Raw genomic sequence first — 15,732 nt, 5'->3', positions numbered from 1 at the left:
ATCCACTGCATCCACTGCACCTGCCGCATCCACCACAGGACGGACCGACACGTCGGACGTGCCGGACCGACGAGGTCGACGAACACGAGGGCGGACAGTCACCGACTGTCCGCCCTCACCCGTTCCTGACCCGTTGACCCGTTGACCCGTTGCCGTCAGCGGCTCACGGCCGGTCCGACCGCCCCGGCCGCCGGAGCCGGGCCCGCAGCGCGCCGCCGGTCCGGGCGGCCCGGGCGCGGAGGTTCTCCCGGAAGGTCATCACCCGGTCGGCCGTCCGCCACCAGACCCGTACCGAGGAGGCCGGCAGCAGCACCGCGCGGGCCCGTCCGCGCCGCCCGGCGGCGGCACGCAGGCCGTCGGTGGCGGTCCGGACGTCCGGACCCAGCGGCGGGTGCGGGAGCGGCTCGCGGGCGTACAGCACCTGCTCGGTGGCCAGCGCCACCCGGCCCGCCGCGGCGGCGGCGGTGGCGTCCAGCTGCCCGGTCTCGGCGAGCCGCCGGGCCGTCAGGCGCGGGGTGCCGGCCTCGTCCGGGGGGATGCCCAGGTCCCAGGCACTGTCGATCAGCTCCTCCCAGGCGGCCAGCACCTGTGCGTCGCCCAGCTCGCCCGCGGTGCCGGCCCCACCGGCCCGCGCGCCCGGCAGGTGCCGCCCGGCCCCGAGCCTGCGGCGGCGCAGCCGGGCCCGCCAGAGCATCGGCGCGGTCAGCAGGGCGAGCAGCAGCAGGACGGTCGCGAAGGCGGCCAGCGCCTGCCAGGAGAGCCACCAGGCGGCCCGGTGCGGCGCGGCGACCGTCACCGCCGACTCGTTCCCGCAGTCCAGGACCCGGTGCCCGGGACCGGCGCAGCTGCTGCTCGCGCTCGGCCCGGCCGAGGTGTCGGCGGTCGGCGCGGAGGTGGTCGGTGCGGCGCTGGCGCTCGGCGCCGGCGCGGTGTCCGCGCGGGTGTAGGCGGGCACCGAGCCACGCCGGGGCGTCGGCTCGAAGCGCAGCCAGCCGGTGCCGGGGAAGTACAGCTCCGGCCACGCGTGGTAGTCCTGGCTGCGCTCGACGAAGCTGCCGGAGCCCTGGTCCACCCCCGGTGCGAAGCCGATGGCCACCCGGGACGGGATGCCCAGGGTGCGGGCCATCGCGGCCATCGTCGCCGCGAAGTGCACGCAGAAGCCGGTCTTGTCCTGGAGGAACTTGACGATCGCGTCGCTGCCGGTCCCGGCGTCCACCTGGAGCTTGTAGGTGAACTCGCCGCCGGTGAACCAGTTCTGCAGCGCCACCGCCTGGTCGTACGGGGTGTCCTTGCCCTCGGTGACCCGCCTGGCGGTGTCGGCGACCACCGGCGGCAGGTCGGCCGGCAGCTTGGTGTACCTCTGCAGGATGTCGGCGGACGGGACGGCGGCCTGCCGGAGCTGGTCCGCGGTGGGTTGCAGGTCCAGGCTCTCGACGTGGTAGTTCACGCCGTTGGTCTTCTGGCCGTTGTCGCCGATCAGGGCCCGGGTGGTGGCCTCGTACCGCCAGTTGCCCGGGACCTGCACGTGCTCGGCGGGGTAGGGCAGCGGCAGCCAGTCGGTGCTGAGCTGGTCGGAGATCCGGACGTCGGTGCCGACCCGGCCGGTGGTGACGCCCTCGCCGAGGCCGTCCGGGGCGGGCAGCTGCGCCGGGACGGACTGCAGACGCTGTTCGGAGGCCTTCCACTGGACGCCGTCGAAGCTGTCGAGCGCGGCGATCCGCAGGTACATCTCACCGGCGTCGGGCGAGGTGGTGGTGTAGCGGAACAGCTCGATGTCGCTCGGCCGGTTGAGGTTGGCGGTCAGGGCGACCACCGGGTTGAGCGAGGTGATGCCGACGCCGCGCCCGCCGCCGGTGCCGACGCCGCCGTCCAGCAGGCCCAGATCGCTCTGCGGGACGAAGACCGGCACGATCAGCGCGCAGACCAGCGCGACCAAGCCGATCCGGTGCCCGCTGTGCGAGAGGGCGTTCGGCGAGCCCTGGGTGCCCGACCCGTGGAAGACCCGCCCCCAGCGGGAGAGCCGGTCCTGGCCCTCGGCGAAGAGCAGCAGCAGGAAGCCGGAGGCCGCGAACAGGAACCAGAGCCACGCCTCGCTGCCGCCGGACAGGCCGGTGCCCGCCGAGTACATCGCCAGCAGCGGCAGCCCGGCCGCCGCCGCCCGCCGGAAGGTCACCGCGAGCGCGTCGACCAGCACCGCGACCAGCGTCACCGCGGAGACCAGGATCAGCTGGAGGCCGGGGTGCGCGGGAGCCGGGATGGCGTACTCCCGGATGTCGGTGCCGCCCTGGAGCAGCAGGGTGTTCACCTGGTCGAGCGCCCGGACGCCGGGCACCAGCCCGAACGCCATCGAACCGCCGACCGAGGTCAGCAGGAGCGCGTAGCAGACCACCACCAGCTGGAGCGGTACCACCAGCAGGCGCGGCAGCGCGAGCCGGCGCAGCCCGGCGCCGGCGCCGGCGGTCACGGCGATCAGCAGGAAGGCGAGGAAGACCCAGTTGCTCGGGATGACCAGCGGGGTCAGGCAGAGGGTGGCGAGCGCCGTCGCGAGCGCCGAGTAGAGCGTCAACTTCGCGCGGGTGGTCACTGGCCGGCCTCGTTCCGGTAGGGGGCGGCCTTGGCGGAGCGGTCGGCCAGCCGCCAGAGCGCGGGCACCGAGTCGCCGGCCCTGGCGGGCAGGACCGTCCAGCCCGACTCGCGGAGCCGCTGCACCTGCCGGGCGGCCGAGTCGTCGGGGGTGTCGGGTATCACCTGGCGCAGCCCGGACCAGGTCGCGGTGTCCAGCAGGAAGGCCACCGCGCTGCCCGCCCGGCGGCGCAGCCGCCCGAGCCGGGCCAGCTGCTCGTCGTCCAGCGAGCCGAGGACGGCCACCAGCAGCCCCTCGCCGCCGAGCCGCAGCACCTCGTCGGCGCGGCCGATGCCTCCGCCGTCGGAGTGCCCGACCACGGCCAGCGCGTCCAGCAGCAGGCCGGCCGACTCGGCGACGCTGCCGACGCCGCCGCCGTCCGGGCCCGGCACCGCGAAGCCGGTGTCGGTGAGCAGCCGGGTCTGGTAGCCGCGCTCCATCAGGTGCACGCCGACGGAGGCGGCGCAGCTGACGGCCCATTCGAAGGAGGAGGCGGGGCCGCTGCCCCGGTGCGCGATCTCGCGGGTGTCCAGCAGGACGGTGGCGCGGGCCTTGAGCGGCTGCTCCTCGCGGCGGACCATCAGTTCGCCGTAGCGGGCGGTGGACTTCCAGTGCACCCGGCGCAGGTCGTCGCCGTGCCGGTACTCGCGCGGGATCACGTCGTCGTCGCCGGCCAGGGCCAGCGTGCGGGTGTTGCTGTCGCCGTGCCCGGCCCACTCGCCCGGCAGCCGGACGGCCGGCAGCGCCTGCACCTGCGGGACGACGGTCAGCACGTCCGAGGCGCTGAAGGCCCGGGTCAGCTCGCACATCCCGAACGGGTCGGCGACCCGCAGCTGGAGCGGGCCGAGCGGGTAGCGGCCGCGCAGGTCGGACCGGACCCGGTAGGAGACCTCGCGGAAACCGCGCGGCTCGACCCGGTCCAGCACGAACCGCGGACGCGGCCCGAGCACGTACGGGACCTTGTCCTCCAGCAGCAGCAGGCCGGTGGGGACGCGGGAGACGTTGTCCAGGCGCAGGTGCACCCGGGCCTCCTGGCCGGCGGCCGACCGGTGCGGGGTGAGCCGCCGCCCGCCCGCCACCCGGTAGCGGGTGCGCAGCAGCAGGGCGGCGGCGGCCAGCGGCAGCGCGGCGAGCAGCACGCCGACCTGGAGCAGCGCGTCCTGCCCGAAGACGTATGCGCAGAGCGACGCGGTGATCCCGGCGGCCAGGAAGGACCGGCCCCTGGTGGTCAGCCCGCGCAGGCCCGTCCGCAGACCTGACGCCTTGTCCGCCTGCGGCACCTCAGAACCGGCCCTGCGGACGGGGGACGGGCAGCCGGGCGACCAGGTCGAGTACGACCTGCTCGGCGCTGCGGCGGCTGAGCTGGGTCTCGGCGGTGGGCAGCAGGCGGTGCGCGAGCACCGGGACGGCGAGCGCCTGGATGTCGTCCGGCACCACGTACTCGCGCCCCTCCAGCGCGGCGGCGGCCCGGGCGGCCCGGACCAGGTGCAGGGTGGCGCGGGGCGAGGCGCCGAGGCGCAGCTCGGGGGAGGAGCGGGTGGCGGCGACCAGGTCGACCGCGTACCGGCGGACCGCGTCGGCGACGTGCACCGTGCGGACCACGTCGATCAGCTTGAGGATGTCGTGGGCGTGCGCGACCGGCTGGAGGTCGTCCAGCGGGTTGGCGCCGCCGTGCAGGTCGAGCATCCGGAACTCGGCCTCGGCGCTCGGGTAGCCGATCGAGATCCGGGCCATGAACCGGTCGCGCTGCGCCTCGGGGAGCGGGTAGGTGCCCTCCATCTCCACCGGGTTCTGGGTGGCGATCACCATGAACGGCGAGGGCAGTGCGTGGGTGGTGCCGTCGATGGTGACCTGGCGCTCCTCCATCGACTCCAGCAGCGCGGACTGGGTCTTCGGCGAGGCGCGGTTGATCTCGTCGCCGACCACGATCTGCGCGAAGATCGCGCCCGGGCGGAACTCGAAGTCCCGGCGGTTCTGGTCGAAGACACTGGTGCCCGTCACGTCCGAGGGCAGCAGGTCGGGGGTGAACTGGATCCGGCGCACGGTGCAGTCGACCGACCTGGCGAGCGCCTTGGCCAGCATGGTCTTGCCGACGCCCGGGACGTCCTCCAGCAGCAGGTGGCCCTCGGCGAGCATCACCGTCAGGGCGATCCGGACCGCCTCCGGCTTGCCCTCGATGACACTCTCCACCGAGTCGCGGACCCGCTCGACCACCGCACCGAGCTCGTGCAGCCCGGCCGGACGTGGCGCGGCCGCTCCGACTGCGGCGGTCTGTCCGTTGTAGGTCGTCACCCGATAGCTCCCATGGCCCGATTCCTGCCGGACCTCGTCGCGAGCCCGGCCCCCACCCCGATCACGCGGCCGCGTGCCGGGCGGTTCCGGGTTGGGGCCGGGCCGTCGGTGGGCGGTGCCGCGTGGCCAGGCAGCCCCAGGTGGTGCGGGGTCTAGCCTGAAGCCGCATTCTTCCCTGTCGGGCGGCCAGAAGTCACCCGCTCGGGCGACACGCCCGGAGTGTCCCGGTTCGTCCGGGGGGCGGTGCTTGCCGCTGAAGGTGCACCGGTACTACCCCGGGGGCGCGGTGCTTACTGCTGAAGATTCACCGGTACTACCCAGGGGCGCGGGGAACTGCGCGAAGTCGGGAGGTGCGGCGCGGTGCCTTCCGATCTCGCGCAGTTCCCCGCGCCCCTGGATGGTGCAACTTTGGCGAGCTGCGGAGCTGTGTGGGCTTCGTTAGAAGACCTCGCGGAGGAGTCCCGTGTGGACGTCGAAGACGAAGCCTCGGACGTCGTCGGTGTGCAGCAGGAAGGGGGAGGTGCGGACGCGCTGCATGGACTGGCGGACGTCGCCGTCCAGGTCGATGAAGGATTCGACGGCCCACTGCGGGCGCTGGCCGACCTCCAGTTCGAGTTCGCGGCGGAAGTCCTCGGTCAGGCCGAGCAGGCCGCAGCCGGTGTGGTGGATCAGGGCGATCGAGCTGGTGCCCAGGGCGCGCTGGCTGATGGTGAGCGAGCGGATGGTGTCGTCGGTGACGACGCCGCCGGCGTTGCGGATCACGTGGGCGTCGCCGAGTTCGAGGCCGAGTGCGGCGAACAGGTCGAGCCGGGCGTCCATGCAGGCGACCACGGTGACGTGCTGGACGGGACGGGCGTCCATCCCGCCGTCGCGGTACTGCACCGCGTAGGCACGGTTCGCTTCGACGAAGCGGTCGACGATGTTCACGGTCTGGCCGGCAGCGGCGGTCGGCGTGGGCCGCTCGGGGGTCACTGTCATGGGGAAGACGCTAATAGGATTTTGTCCGCTGTGGTGAGGGTGGGGAGCACCTATTGCACCGGTGTGATGGAGCACATAGCGGGGCGCGAGCGGCGCACTGGCAGTCTGGTCCCGTCTGTCCCGGTTTGCCCGGCGCGCGCCAGGGCGGGTGCGCATGCGCCCGACCGGGGGACGGGAGCGGGGGCGACCGCTCCGGCCTGCGCGGATGTGTACCTCCGCCCGGGTGGTGCGCCGTCGCGGACGATTGACTGGAGACCCGCTCGCGATAGAGTTGCGGCGCAGTGGAGCACACCCGCCGCAGGCCGTCAACTGAGCCTTCCGGGTTGACCGGTGCGTCCGGTACGCCGCCCGCGGCCTCCTCCCGCTCCGTGCCTCCTGGCGCACCTTCCCCGGTGCCGGGCGGCCACTCCTTCCCCAGGCGAGCGGGCGGGGACCACGGGCGGCGTGCGGGAAAGCCTCCCGAGTGGTCCAAAATGGTGCTTCACAGCGGCCTGATCACGGGCGCTTCGCACCGAAGAAGGGCGCCACCGCGCATGAGCACCGACAGCCCGGCATCCAAGCACGTTTCGGTGATGCTCCAGCGCTGCGTCGACGCGCTCGCCCCCGCGATCTCGGCGCCCGGCGCGGTGGTGGTGGACGGCACGCTCGGGCTCGGCGGCCACAGTGAGGCGCTGCTCACGCAGTTCCCCGAGGTCCGGCTCGTCGCCGTCGACCGCGACCCGTCCGCGCTCAGGCTCGCCGGCGAGCGGCTGGCCCGCTTCGGCGAGCGCGCCACCCTGGTGCACGCGGTGTACGACGAGATCCCCGCGGTCCTGGCAGGCCTGGGCATCCGGAAGGTCCAGGGCATCCTGTTCGACCTGGGTGTCTCCTCGATGCAACTGGACGAGGCCGACCGGGGCTTCGCCTACGCCCAGGACGCGCCGCTCGACATGCGGATGGACCAGACCCGGGGCCTGACGGCCGCCGACGTGCTCAACACCTACCCGCACGGGCAGCTGGCCCGGATCCTCAAGGTCTACGGTGAGGAGCGGTTCGCCGGGAAGATCGCCTCGGTGATCCTGCGCGAGCGCGAGAAGGAACCGTTCACCAACAGCGCGCGTCTGGTCGAGTTGGTACGCAATGCCATTCCCGCCGCCACCCGCCGCACCGGCGGCAACCCGGCCAAGCGGACCTTCCAGGCGCTGCGGATCGAGGTCAACGGCGAACTGGAGGTCCTGGACCGGGCGATCCCGGGCGCCCTGGACGTGCTCGCGGTCGGCGGCCGGATCGCGGTGATGTCCTTCCAGTCGCTGGAGGACCGTCTGGTGAAGCAGTACTTCGCGGCCGGTGCCACCAACACGGCCCCGCCCGGCCTGCCGGTCATCCCCGAGGAGCACCAGCCCTGGCTGAAGCTGCTCACCCGGGGGGCCGAGCTGGCCACCGAGCAGGAGATCGAGGAGAACCGGCGCGCCGCGTCCGTGCGGCTGCGGGTGGCGGAGAGGATCAGGGACCGAAGCACCTCCCGGGGCTGACCAGGCCGACGGGGGACGAACGGGCGAGGGAGAGCGCAGTGCCGGTGGCCGGCAGAGGCCCAGGGGGTCGAGCACAGCGGGGGAGCGGGCTGCTCCCCGGGCAGAGCGGCAGAGCACGGATCACCGTACGGCCGGGGGCCCGGTCGGCCCGGGGGCGTGCCCCCTTCGTGGTCCTGGTCGTGGCCCTGCTCACCGGCGGGCTGCTCGGCCTGCTGATGCTCAACACCGCGCTGAACGAGGGCACCTTCGAGCTCTCCCGGCTGCAGAAGCAGACCACCGAGCTGACCGACCAGCAGCAGACCCTCCAGCAGCAGATCAACCAGGGCTCGGCCCCCGACGCGCTGGAGCGGCGGGCCCGTGAGCTGGGCATGGTGCCCGGCGGCGACCCGGCCTTCCTGCAGGACGACGGCAAGGTGATCGGCAAGCCGGGCCAGGCCCAGGACGGCGCGCCGGTGAAACGCTCCGGCACCGACATGTGGCCGCAGGCCGGCTCGCCCAGCCCGGTGCCCAACCCCTCGTCCGGCGCCTCCCCCGGCACCGGCGCGTCACCCGGCGCCTCCCAGGGCGGGGACGGCGGCGTCCAGATCGACCCGGCGCCGCCGGTCAACCCGTCCGCCCCGGCCGGAGGTACGCCGCGATGAGCACACCCCGTCAGCCCCCGCGCAGGCCGGGCCCGAAACCGGCCCCGCCGGGCGCCCGGCCGCGTACGCCGCAGCAGCGGGCCGCCGACCGGCGCGGCGGCCCCGCGCGCCGCCCCCGCCCGCCGGCGCCCCGCCCGGGGCCCCGGCCGCAGCCGCGTGCGATCAAGCTGGCCGATCCGCGCCGCCGCCTGCGGGTGATCACCGGCGCGCTCGGCCTCGTGCTCGTGCTGTTCGGTGCGCGCCTCGTGCAGCTCCAGCTGGTCGACTCCGACTCGCTGGCCGCCCAGGCGGGCGCCAACAAGTACGTGGAGGTCAAGCTCCCCGCCGAACGCGGCTCGATAACGTCCTCCGACGGTGTCGTACTGGCCACCACGGTGGACGCGTACGACATCACCGGCGACCCCTCGGCCTACACCCCCGAGAAGTCGCACATCCCGGACGCCCCCGAGCAGGCGGCCGCGCTGCTCGCCCCGATCGTGGGGCGGACCAAGGAGCAGCTGGCGACCGCGCTGCACACCCCGAAGACCCAGTGGGCGATGCTGTCGCCCCGGCAGAGCCCCGAGGGCAAGAAGCAGATCGGCGACCTGCGGACGGCGCTCGCCAAGCAGGTCGACACCAAGGCCTGCCGCGCCCAGCGCTCCCTGCTCGGCAAGCCCGCCGACCAGGGCGGACGGCAGTTCCTGGACGACGCCTGCTTCAACCCGCTGGCCTCGGTCACCGCCGAGCCGACCACCCGCCGGGTGTACCCCGCCGACGGGCTGGCCGCCAACCTGGTCGGCTACGTCAACAGCGACGGCGTCGGCAGCGGCGGCCTGGAGCTCCAGTACGAGCACGAGCTCGCGGGCACGGCCGGCAAGACCACCGCCGCCTCGGCGGGCGGCCGGACGGTGGCCGCCGGCGGCAGCCGGCTCACCCCCGTGCCCGGTTCGGACCTGCGGCTGACCGTCAACCGGGACATCCAGTGGGCCGCCCAGCGGGCCATCACCGACCAGGTGGCCAACGCCGGGGCGGACAAGGGCTACGTGATAGTCCAGGACGTGAAGACCGGCCAGGTGCTGGCGATGGCCTCCTCGCCCGGCTTCAACCCCAACGACCTCTCCACCGCCAAGTCGGCCCAGCTCGGCAACCCCGCCGTCCAGGACGCCTACGAGCCCGGCTCCACCGCCAAGCTGATGACGATGGCCGCCGTGCTGGACACCGGCACCGCCTCCTGGGACACCCACGTCACCGTGCCGAACACGCTCCAGCGCTCGGACCGGGTCTTCCACGACGACGTCGAGCACGAGACCTGGTACCTGACGCTGGCCGGGGTGCTCGCCAAGTCCTCCAACATCGGCACCATCGAGGCGGCCGAGCACCTGGGCAAGACCCAGCCGGAGGCCGACAAGGTGCTCGGCGACTACCTGCACCGGTTCGGCATCGGCCAGCCCAGCGGCATCGGCTTCCCCGGCGAGACCCGGGGGCTGCTGGCCAAGCCGGAGGACTGGAGCGGCTCGCAGCAGTACACCATCCCGTTCGGCCAGGGTCTGTCGGTCAACGCGCTCCAGGCGACCTCGGTGTTCTCCACCGTCGCCAACGGCGGCGTCCGGGTGGCGCCCAGCCTGCTGGCGGGCACCACCGGACCGGACGGCAGGTACGTCCCGGCCCCGGCCGGCGCCGCGACCCAGGTGGTCAAGCCGGAGACCGCGAAGACCCTCACCGAGATGCTGGAGTCGGTCGTCACCGACGAGCAGGGCACCGGCAACGCGGCCCAGATCCCGGGCTACCGGGTGGCCGGGAAGACCGGCACCGCCAACCGGGTGGACCCGAAGACCGGCAAGTACTCGGGCTACACCGCCTCCTTCATCGGCTTCGCCCCGGCCGAGGCCCCCCGGGTGACGGTCTCCTGCGTCATCCAGAACCCGGTCAACGGCCACTTCGGCGGCCAGCTCTGCGGGCCGGTGTTCAAACAGGTGATGGAGTTCGCCCTGAAAACCCTCCGGATCGCGCCCAGCGGCAGCGAGGCGCCGAACCTGCCCGTGGAGTGGAAGCCCTGATGAACGACGCCCCCAGCAGTGATGTGAAGCCTGTCACCCCGGTCCGGTTTGGCCCTGGGGGCCCTTCGGCCGATAGCCTGCCCGCCGTGCCGAAACCCGATCAAATCTCCGCGAGTCCGCCCCGACCGAGCAGCCCGGCAGCGACGCCGCTGGCCGAGGTCGCCCGACTGCTGGGCCTGGCGCCTGTGACCGGTGGGCAGGTCACCGGGATCACCCACGACTCCCGGGCCGTGCGCCCCGGCGACGTGTACGCCGCCTTCGGCGGCGCCAACGTGCACGGCGCGCGCTTCGCCCCGCAGGCGGCCGCCGCCGGCGCCGTCGCGGTGCTCACCGACCCGGCCGGGGCCGAGACCGCCGCCGGCTGCGGCGTCCCGCTGCTGGTGGTGGAGAGCCCGCGCGCCGAGATGGGCCGGCTGGCCGCCGTGCTCTACGGCCGCCCCAGCGAGCAGCTGCTCACCATCGGCCTGACCGGCACCAACGGCAAGACCACCACCGCGTACCTGGTCGAGGGCGGCCTGCGCGGCGCCGGCCTGGTGCCCGGGGTGATCGGCACCGTCGAGATGCGGGTCGGCGAGGAGCGGATCAAGAGCGAGCGGACCACCCCCGAGTCCACCGACCTGCACGCCGTCCTCGCCGTGATGCGCGAGCGCGGCGCGGACGCGGTGGTGATGGAGGTCTCCAGCCACGCCCTGGTCTTCGGCCGGGTGGACGGGGTCGAGTACGACGTCGCGCTGTTCAACAACCTGACGCCGGAGCACCTCGACTTCCACCCGGACATGGAGGACTACTACCGGGCGAAGGCCAGGCTCTTCCAGCCCGAGAGGTCCAAGCGGGGCGTGGCCAACCTGGACGACGCGTACGGCCGCCGGCTCGCCGGCGAGGCGCCGATCCCCGTCACCACCTTCTCCGCCGAGGGCGACCCGGCGGCCGACTGGCGGGCCGTCGACGTGCAGCTCGGCCCGACCGGCTCGGTCTTCCGGGTGCTCGGCCCGGCCGGTCTGGCCGCCGACGCCTCGGTGCCGCTGCCGGGTCCGTTCAACGTGGCGAACGCGCTCGGCGCGATCACCGCCCTGGTCACCGCCGGGGTGCCGCTGGAGGCCGCCGTCGCCGGGGTCGCCTCGGTGCCGGGCGTGCCCGGGCGGCTGGAGCGGGTGGACGCCGGACAGCCGTACGTCGCCGTGGTCGACTACGCGCACAAGCCGGACGCCCTGATCGCCGTCTGCGAGTCGCTGCGCGAGGTCACCAAGGGCCGCCTGCACGTGGTGGTCGGCTGCGGCGGCGACCGGGACCCGTTCAAGCGCGGCCCGATGGGCGCCATCGCCGCCCGGCTCGCCGACACGGCCGTCCTGACCAGCGACAACCCGCGCTCCGAGGACGCCCTGGCGATCCTCGCCACCATGCTCACCGGCGCCGCCGAGGTGCCCGAGGCCGAGCGCGGCGAGGTGCTGGTCGTCCCGGACCGGGCCCAGGCCATCGCGGACGCCGTCGCCCGCGCGCACGCCGGGGACACCGTCCTGGTCGCGGGCAAGGGCCACGAACTGGGCCAGTACGTACGAGACGAGATCCGCCCCTTCGACGACCGCGAGGTGCTGCGCGAGGCCATCGCGCACGCCCTGGCGCCGCGAGGAACCCGAGGAGTACAGCAGCCGTGATCGCACTGACCCTTGCCGAGATCGCCGCCGCCGTCGGCGGCACCCTGGACGGCGCCGACCCCGCTGCCGTCGTCACCGGCCCGGTGGACCGGGACTCGCGCCTGATGGGCCCCGGCGGGCTGTTCGCCGCCGTGGTCGGCGAGCACGTGGACGGGCACGACTTCGCCGCCCGCGCGGTCGGGGCCGGGGCCGTGGCCGTGCTGGCGAGCCGCCCGGTGGGCGTGCCCGCCGTCCTGGTGGACGACGTGCTGACCGCGCTCGGCCGGCTGGCCCGCGCGGTGCTCACCCGCACGCCGGACACCGCCGTCGTCGCGCTGACCGGCTCGGCCGGGAAGACCAGCACCAAGGACCTGATCGCCCAGCTGCTGCGGCGCGCGGGCGAGACGGTCTTCACCGAGGGCTCGCTCAACAACGAGATCGGCCTGCCGCTGACGGTGCTGCAGGTCCAGGAGTCCACCCGGCACCTGGTGCTGGAGATGGGCGCCCGGCACAAGGGCGACATCGCGTACCTGACCACGATCGCCCCGCCCACCGTCGGGCTGGTGCTCAACGTCGGTACCGCGCACGTCGGCGAGTTCGGCTCCAAGGCCGCCATCGCCGAGGCCAAGGGCGAGCTGGTCGAGGCGCTGCCGGCCGACGGCGTGGCCGTGCTGAACGCCGACGACCCGCTGGTGCGGGCGATGGCCGAGCGGACCAGGGCGAGGGTGGTGCTCTTCGGCGAGCACCCGGGCGCCGACGTCCGGGCCACCGGCGTTCGCCTGGACGCCGCCGGACGGCCATCGTTCACGCTCGTCACCCCGGCCGGTTCCGCGGCGGTACAGCTGCGCCTGTACGGTGAGCACCACGTCTCGAACGCTCTCGCCGCCGCTGCGGTGGCGCTGGCGCTCGGTATGTCCGTCGACGACACCGCCGCCGCCCTGGGCGAGGCGGGTGCGCTGTCCCGCTGGCGCATGGAGGTCGTCGACCGGGCCGACGGTGTCACCGTCGTCAACGACGCCTACAACGCGAACCCCGAGTCCATGAGGGCCGCGCTGCGGGCACTCGTGTCGATGGGGGGCCGGGGCCCGGAGCGCCGCCGCACCTGGGCGGTGCTCGGCGAGATGCGGGAGCTCGGCGAGGACAGCCTCACCGAGCACGACGCCATCGGGCGGCTCGCGGTACGGCTGGACGTCACCAAGCTGGTGGCGGTCGGCGGACGCGACGCGGCCTGCATGGAACTGGGCGCGAGGAACGAAGGTTCGTGGGGTGAGGAGTCGGTGCTGGTGTCCGACGCGGACGCGGCGATCGAGCTGCTGCGGGGTCAGCTGCGGCCAGGGGACGTGGTCCTGGTGAAGGCGTCCCGTTCGGTGGGCCTGGAGCGGGTCGCCGAAGCACTGCTGGCGGAGGTGGCTTCCGCATGATGAAGCAGATCCTCTACGCGGGCATGATCGGCCTGGTGCTGTCCCTGCTGGGCACCCCGGCGCTGATCCGGCTGCTGGCCAAGCACGGCTACGGCCAGATGATCCGTGACGACGGCCCCAAGGCGCACCACAGCAAGCGCGGTACGCCGACCATGGGCGGCATCGCCTTCATCCTGGCCACCCTGGTCGCCTACTTCGCGACCAAGGCCATAGTGGGTGAGGAGCCCTCCGCCTCCGGGCTGCTGGTGCTCTTCCTGACGGTGGGTCTGGGCCTGGTCGGCTTCCTGGACGACTACATCAAGGTCGTCAAGCAGCGTTCGCTGGGCCTGCGGGCCAAGGCCAAGCTGTTCGGGCAGTCGTTCGTCGGTCTCGCCTTCGCGGTGCTGGCGCTGCAGTTCCCCGACTCGGCCGGGCGCACCCCCGCCTCGACCCACCTGTCGTTCGTCCGGGACTTCGGCTGGTCGATCGGCCCGGTGCTGTTCGTCATCTGGGCCTATTTCATGATCGCCGCGATGTCGAACGGCGTGAACCTCACCGACGGCCTCGACGGCCTCGCCACCGGCGCCTCGGTGATGGTCTTCGGCGCCTACACCTTCATCGGCGTCTGGCAGTACGGCCAGAGCTGCACCCAGGCGCTGAAGGCGACCGCCAGCTGCTACGACGTCCGCGATCCGCTGGACCTCGCGGTGGTCGCGGCCGCGCTGATGGGCTCCTGCTTCGGCTTCCTCTGGTGGAACACCTCACCGGCCAAGATCTTCATGGGTGACACCGGCTCGCTCGCCCTCGGCGGCGCGCTGGCGGGTCTGGCGATCTGCTCCCGGACCGAGATGCTGCTCGCCCTGCTCGGCGGCCTCTTCGTGATCATCACCCTCTCGGTGATCATCCAGGTCGGCTCGTTCCGGATGACCGGCAAGCGCGTGTTCAAGATGGCACCACTACAACACCACTTCGAACTGAAGGGGTGGAGCGAGGTGCTGATCGTGGTCCGGTTCTGGATCATCCAGGGCCTCTGCGTCGCCGTCGGCCTCGGCCTCTTCTACGCGGGATGGGTGACCGGATGACACAGGTCGAGTGGCCCGGTCTGCCCGTGGTGGTGGCGGGCCTCGGCCTGTCCGGTGTCAGCGCCGCCCGGGTGCTGCGGGACCTGGGCGCGGCCGTCACCGTGGTGGACGGCGGCGACGGCGAAGGCCTGCGGGCCAAGGCCGCCGAGCTGACGGGCGTCACCGTCCGGCTCGGCGACGGCGCGACCCTGCCCGAGGGCACCCGGCTGATCGTCACCTCGCCCGGCTGGCCGCCGAGCAGCCCGCTGTTCGCCGCCGCCGAGGCGGCCGGCGTCCCGGTCTGGGGCGACGTCGAGCTGGCCTGGCAGCTGCGCAGGCCGCTGCCGGCCACCGGCGAGCCCGCCCCCTGGCTGGCCGTGACCGGCACCAACGGCAAGACCACCACCGTCCAGATGCTCGCCTCGATCCTGACGGCCGCGGGCAGGCGCACCGCCGCCGTCGGCAACGTGGGCGTCTCGGTGCTGGACGCGGTCCTGGCGGACGAGCCGTACGACGTGCTGGCCGTCGAGCTCTCCAGCTACCAGCTGCACTGGGCGCCCTCGCTGCGGGTGCACTCGGCCGCCGTGCTCAACCTGGCGCCCGACCACCTGGACTGGCACGGCTCGATGGAGGCGTACGCCGCCGACAAGGGCCGGATCTACGAGGGCAACCAGGTCGCCTGCGTCTACAACCTGGCCGACCCCGCCACCGAGGCGCTGGTCCGCGAGGCCGACGTGGCGGAGGGCTGCCGGGCCATCGGCTTCGGCCTGGAGGCACCGGCCATCTCCCAGTTCGGCCTGGTCGACGGGCTGCTGGTGGACCGGGCCTTCGTCCCGGACCGCCACAGACACGCCGCCGAGCTCGGCTCCGCCCAGGACGTGCACCCGCCCGCGCCGCACAACATCGCCAACGCCCTGGCGGCCGCGGCGCTGGCCCGTGCGTACGGGGTGGACGCGAAGGCCGTCCGGGACGGCCTGCGGGCCTTCCGCCCGGACGCACACCGGATCGCCGAGGTCGGGGTGGTCGACGGCGTCACGTACATCGACGACTCCAAGGCCACCAACCCGCACGCGGCGGCGGCCTCGCTGGCGGCGTACCCGTCGACCGTCTGGATCGCCGGCGGCCTGGCCAAGGGCGCGGCCTTCGACGAGCTGGCCGAGGGCGCGGCGCCGCACCTGCGGGCGGCCGTGCTGATCGGCGCGGACCGCGAGCTGATCCGGGCCGCGCTGGCGCGACACGCGCCGGATGTCCCGGTGATCGAGGCGGCCGCGGGCCAGACTGGCGCGGTGGCGATGACGGAGGTGGTCCGGGTGGCCGCGGGGCTCGCCCGGGCGGGCGACACCGTCCTGCTGGCGCCGGCCTGTGCCTCGATGGACATGTTCACCAACTACGGCGAGCGCGGCGACCTCTTCGCGGCGGCCGTGAACGAACTGGGGCGTTAGCCCTTCAGGCGCACGATCAGCCACCACCAGGGGCGCGGGGAACTGCGCGAGACCGGAAGGCGACGACCTGTGCCCTCCCGCTTTCGCGCAGTTCCCCGCGCCCCTGTCTGTGGCTGA

Annotated in this window: 11 protein-coding genes; 7 read left to right on the top strand and 4 right to left on the bottom strand. The window is 73.8% G+C overall.

The annotated features are described in order from the left end of the window. Nucleotides 1-163: 163 nt before the first annotated feature. From ABD330_RS25750 to ABD330_RS25735, 4 genes are all read right to left on the bottom strand, one after another. Complete coding sequence (locus ABD330_RS25750; protein WP_344468374.1) at nt 164-2,584, bottom strand: transglutaminase TgpA family protein; 2,421 nt, start codon at nt 2,582-2,584, stop codon at nt 164-166. Further along, the gene (locus ABD330_RS25745; protein ID WP_344468373.1) at nt 2,581-3,903 is read right to left on the bottom strand and encodes a DUF58 domain-containing protein; all 1,323 of its coding nucleotides are present in this window, start codon (nt 3,901-3,903) and stop codon (nt 2,581-2,583) included. The genes ABD330_RS25750 and ABD330_RS25745 overlap by 4 nt, the downstream gene beginning before the upstream one ends. A gap of 1 nt (nt 3,904) precedes the next feature. Then, nucleotides 3,905-4,915, bottom strand: coding sequence for an AAA family ATPase (locus ABD330_RS25740; protein WP_425555636.1), 1,011 nt, complete (start codon nt 4,913-4,915; stop codon nt 3,905-3,907). A 438-nt stretch (nt 4,916-5,353) separates the two neighbouring features. Next, the gene (locus ABD330_RS25735; RefSeq protein ID WP_344468372.1) at nt 5,354-5,893 is read right to left on the bottom strand and encodes a beta-class carbonic anhydrase; all 540 of its coding nucleotides are present in this window, start codon (nt 5,891-5,893) and stop codon (nt 5,354-5,356) included. Nucleotides 5,894-6,426: 533 nt separating this feature from the next. Here ABD330_RS25735 and rsmH point away from each other — a divergent pair. The 7 genes from rsmH to murD all read left to right on the top strand — a co-directional run bounded on the left by rsmH (nt 6,427) and on the right by murD (nt 15,615). Then, nucleotides 6,427-7,404, top strand: a complete 978-nt coding sequence (rsmH, locus tag ABD330_RS25730) for a 16S rRNA (cytosine(1402)-N(4))-methyltransferase RsmH (protein WP_344468371.1) — start codon at nt 6,427-6,429, stop codon at nt 7,402-7,404. A 167-nt stretch (nt 7,405-7,571) separates the two neighbouring features. Next, on the top strand, nt 7,572-8,045 hold the full coding sequence (gene ftsL / locus ABD330_RS25725) for a cell division protein FtsL (protein ID WP_344468370.1): 474 nt from the start codon (nt 7,572-7,574) through the stop codon (nt 8,043-8,045). Next, a complete protein-coding gene (locus tag ABD330_RS25720) occupies nt 8,042-10,081 on the top strand; it encodes a peptidoglycan D,D-transpeptidase FtsI family protein (protein WP_344468369.1) in 2,040 nt (679 codons plus the stop codon). The genes ftsL and ABD330_RS25720 overlap by 4 nt, the downstream gene beginning before the upstream one ends. An 86-nt stretch (nt 10,082-10,167) precedes the next feature. After that, the gene (locus ABD330_RS25715; protein ID WP_344468368.1) at nt 10,168-11,733 is read left to right on the top strand and encodes a UDP-N-acetylmuramoyl-L-alanyl-D-glutamate--2,6-diaminopimelate ligase; all 1,566 of its coding nucleotides are present in this window, start codon (nt 10,168-10,170) and stop codon (nt 11,731-11,733) included. Beyond that, nucleotides 11,730-13,133: a UDP-N-acetylmuramoyl-tripeptide--D-alanyl-D-alanine ligase gene (locus ABD330_RS25710; protein WP_344468367.1), complete on the top strand. Its 1,404-nt coding sequence runs from the start codon at nt 11,730-11,732 to the stop codon at nt 13,131-13,133. Before ABD330_RS25715 ends, ABD330_RS25710 begins: the two co-directional genes overlap by 4 nt. Next, nucleotides 13,133-14,194 (top strand): phospho-N-acetylmuramoyl-pentapeptide-transferase, encoded by a 1,062-nt coding sequence (mraY, locus tag ABD330_RS25705; protein WP_344468396.1) that lies wholly within the window; start codon nt 13,133-13,135, stop codon nt 14,192-14,194. The genes ABD330_RS25710 and mraY overlap by 1 nt, the downstream gene beginning before the upstream one ends. Next, nucleotides 14,191-15,615 (top strand): UDP-N-acetylmuramoyl-L-alanine--D-glutamate ligase, encoded by a 1,425-nt coding sequence (gene murD / locus ABD330_RS25700; protein ID WP_344468366.1) that lies wholly within the window; start codon nt 14,191-14,193, stop codon nt 15,613-15,615. Before mraY ends, murD begins: the two co-directional genes overlap by 4 nt. The last annotated feature ends 117 nt before the right edge of the window (nt 15,616-15,732 follow it).

The sequence above is a fragment of the Kitasatospora kazusensis genome (assembly GCF_039529945.1).
Taxonomy (GTDB): Bacteria; Actinomycetota; Actinomycetes; order Streptomycetales; family Streptomycetaceae; genus Kitasatospora; species Kitasatospora kazusensis.
Note: the sequence above shows the minus strand (reverse complement) of the source record. Positions and strands in the feature narration are given on the sequence as shown.

Excerpts from the sequence above, each read along its gene's own strand:
- mraY (WP_344468396.1), top strand. The coding sequence starts at position 13,133 with ATGAAGCAGATCCTCTACGCGGGCATGATCGGCCTGGTGCTGTCCCTG.
- murD (WP_344468366.1), top strand. The coding sequence starts at position 14,191 with ATGACACAGGTCGAGTGGCCCGGTCTGCCCGTGGTGGTGGCGGGCCTC.
- ABD330_RS25735 (WP_344468372.1), bottom strand. The coding sequence starts at position 5,893 with ATGACAGTGACCCCCGAGCGGCCCACGCCGACCGCCGCTGCCGGCCAG.
- ABD330_RS25720 (WP_344468369.1), top strand. The coding sequence starts at position 8,042 with ATGAGCACACCCCGTCAGCCCCCGCGCAGGCCGGGCCCGAAACCGGCC.
- rsmH (WP_344468371.1), top strand. The coding sequence starts at position 6,427 with ATGAGCACCGACAGCCCGGCATCCAAGCACGTTTCGGTGATGCTCCAG.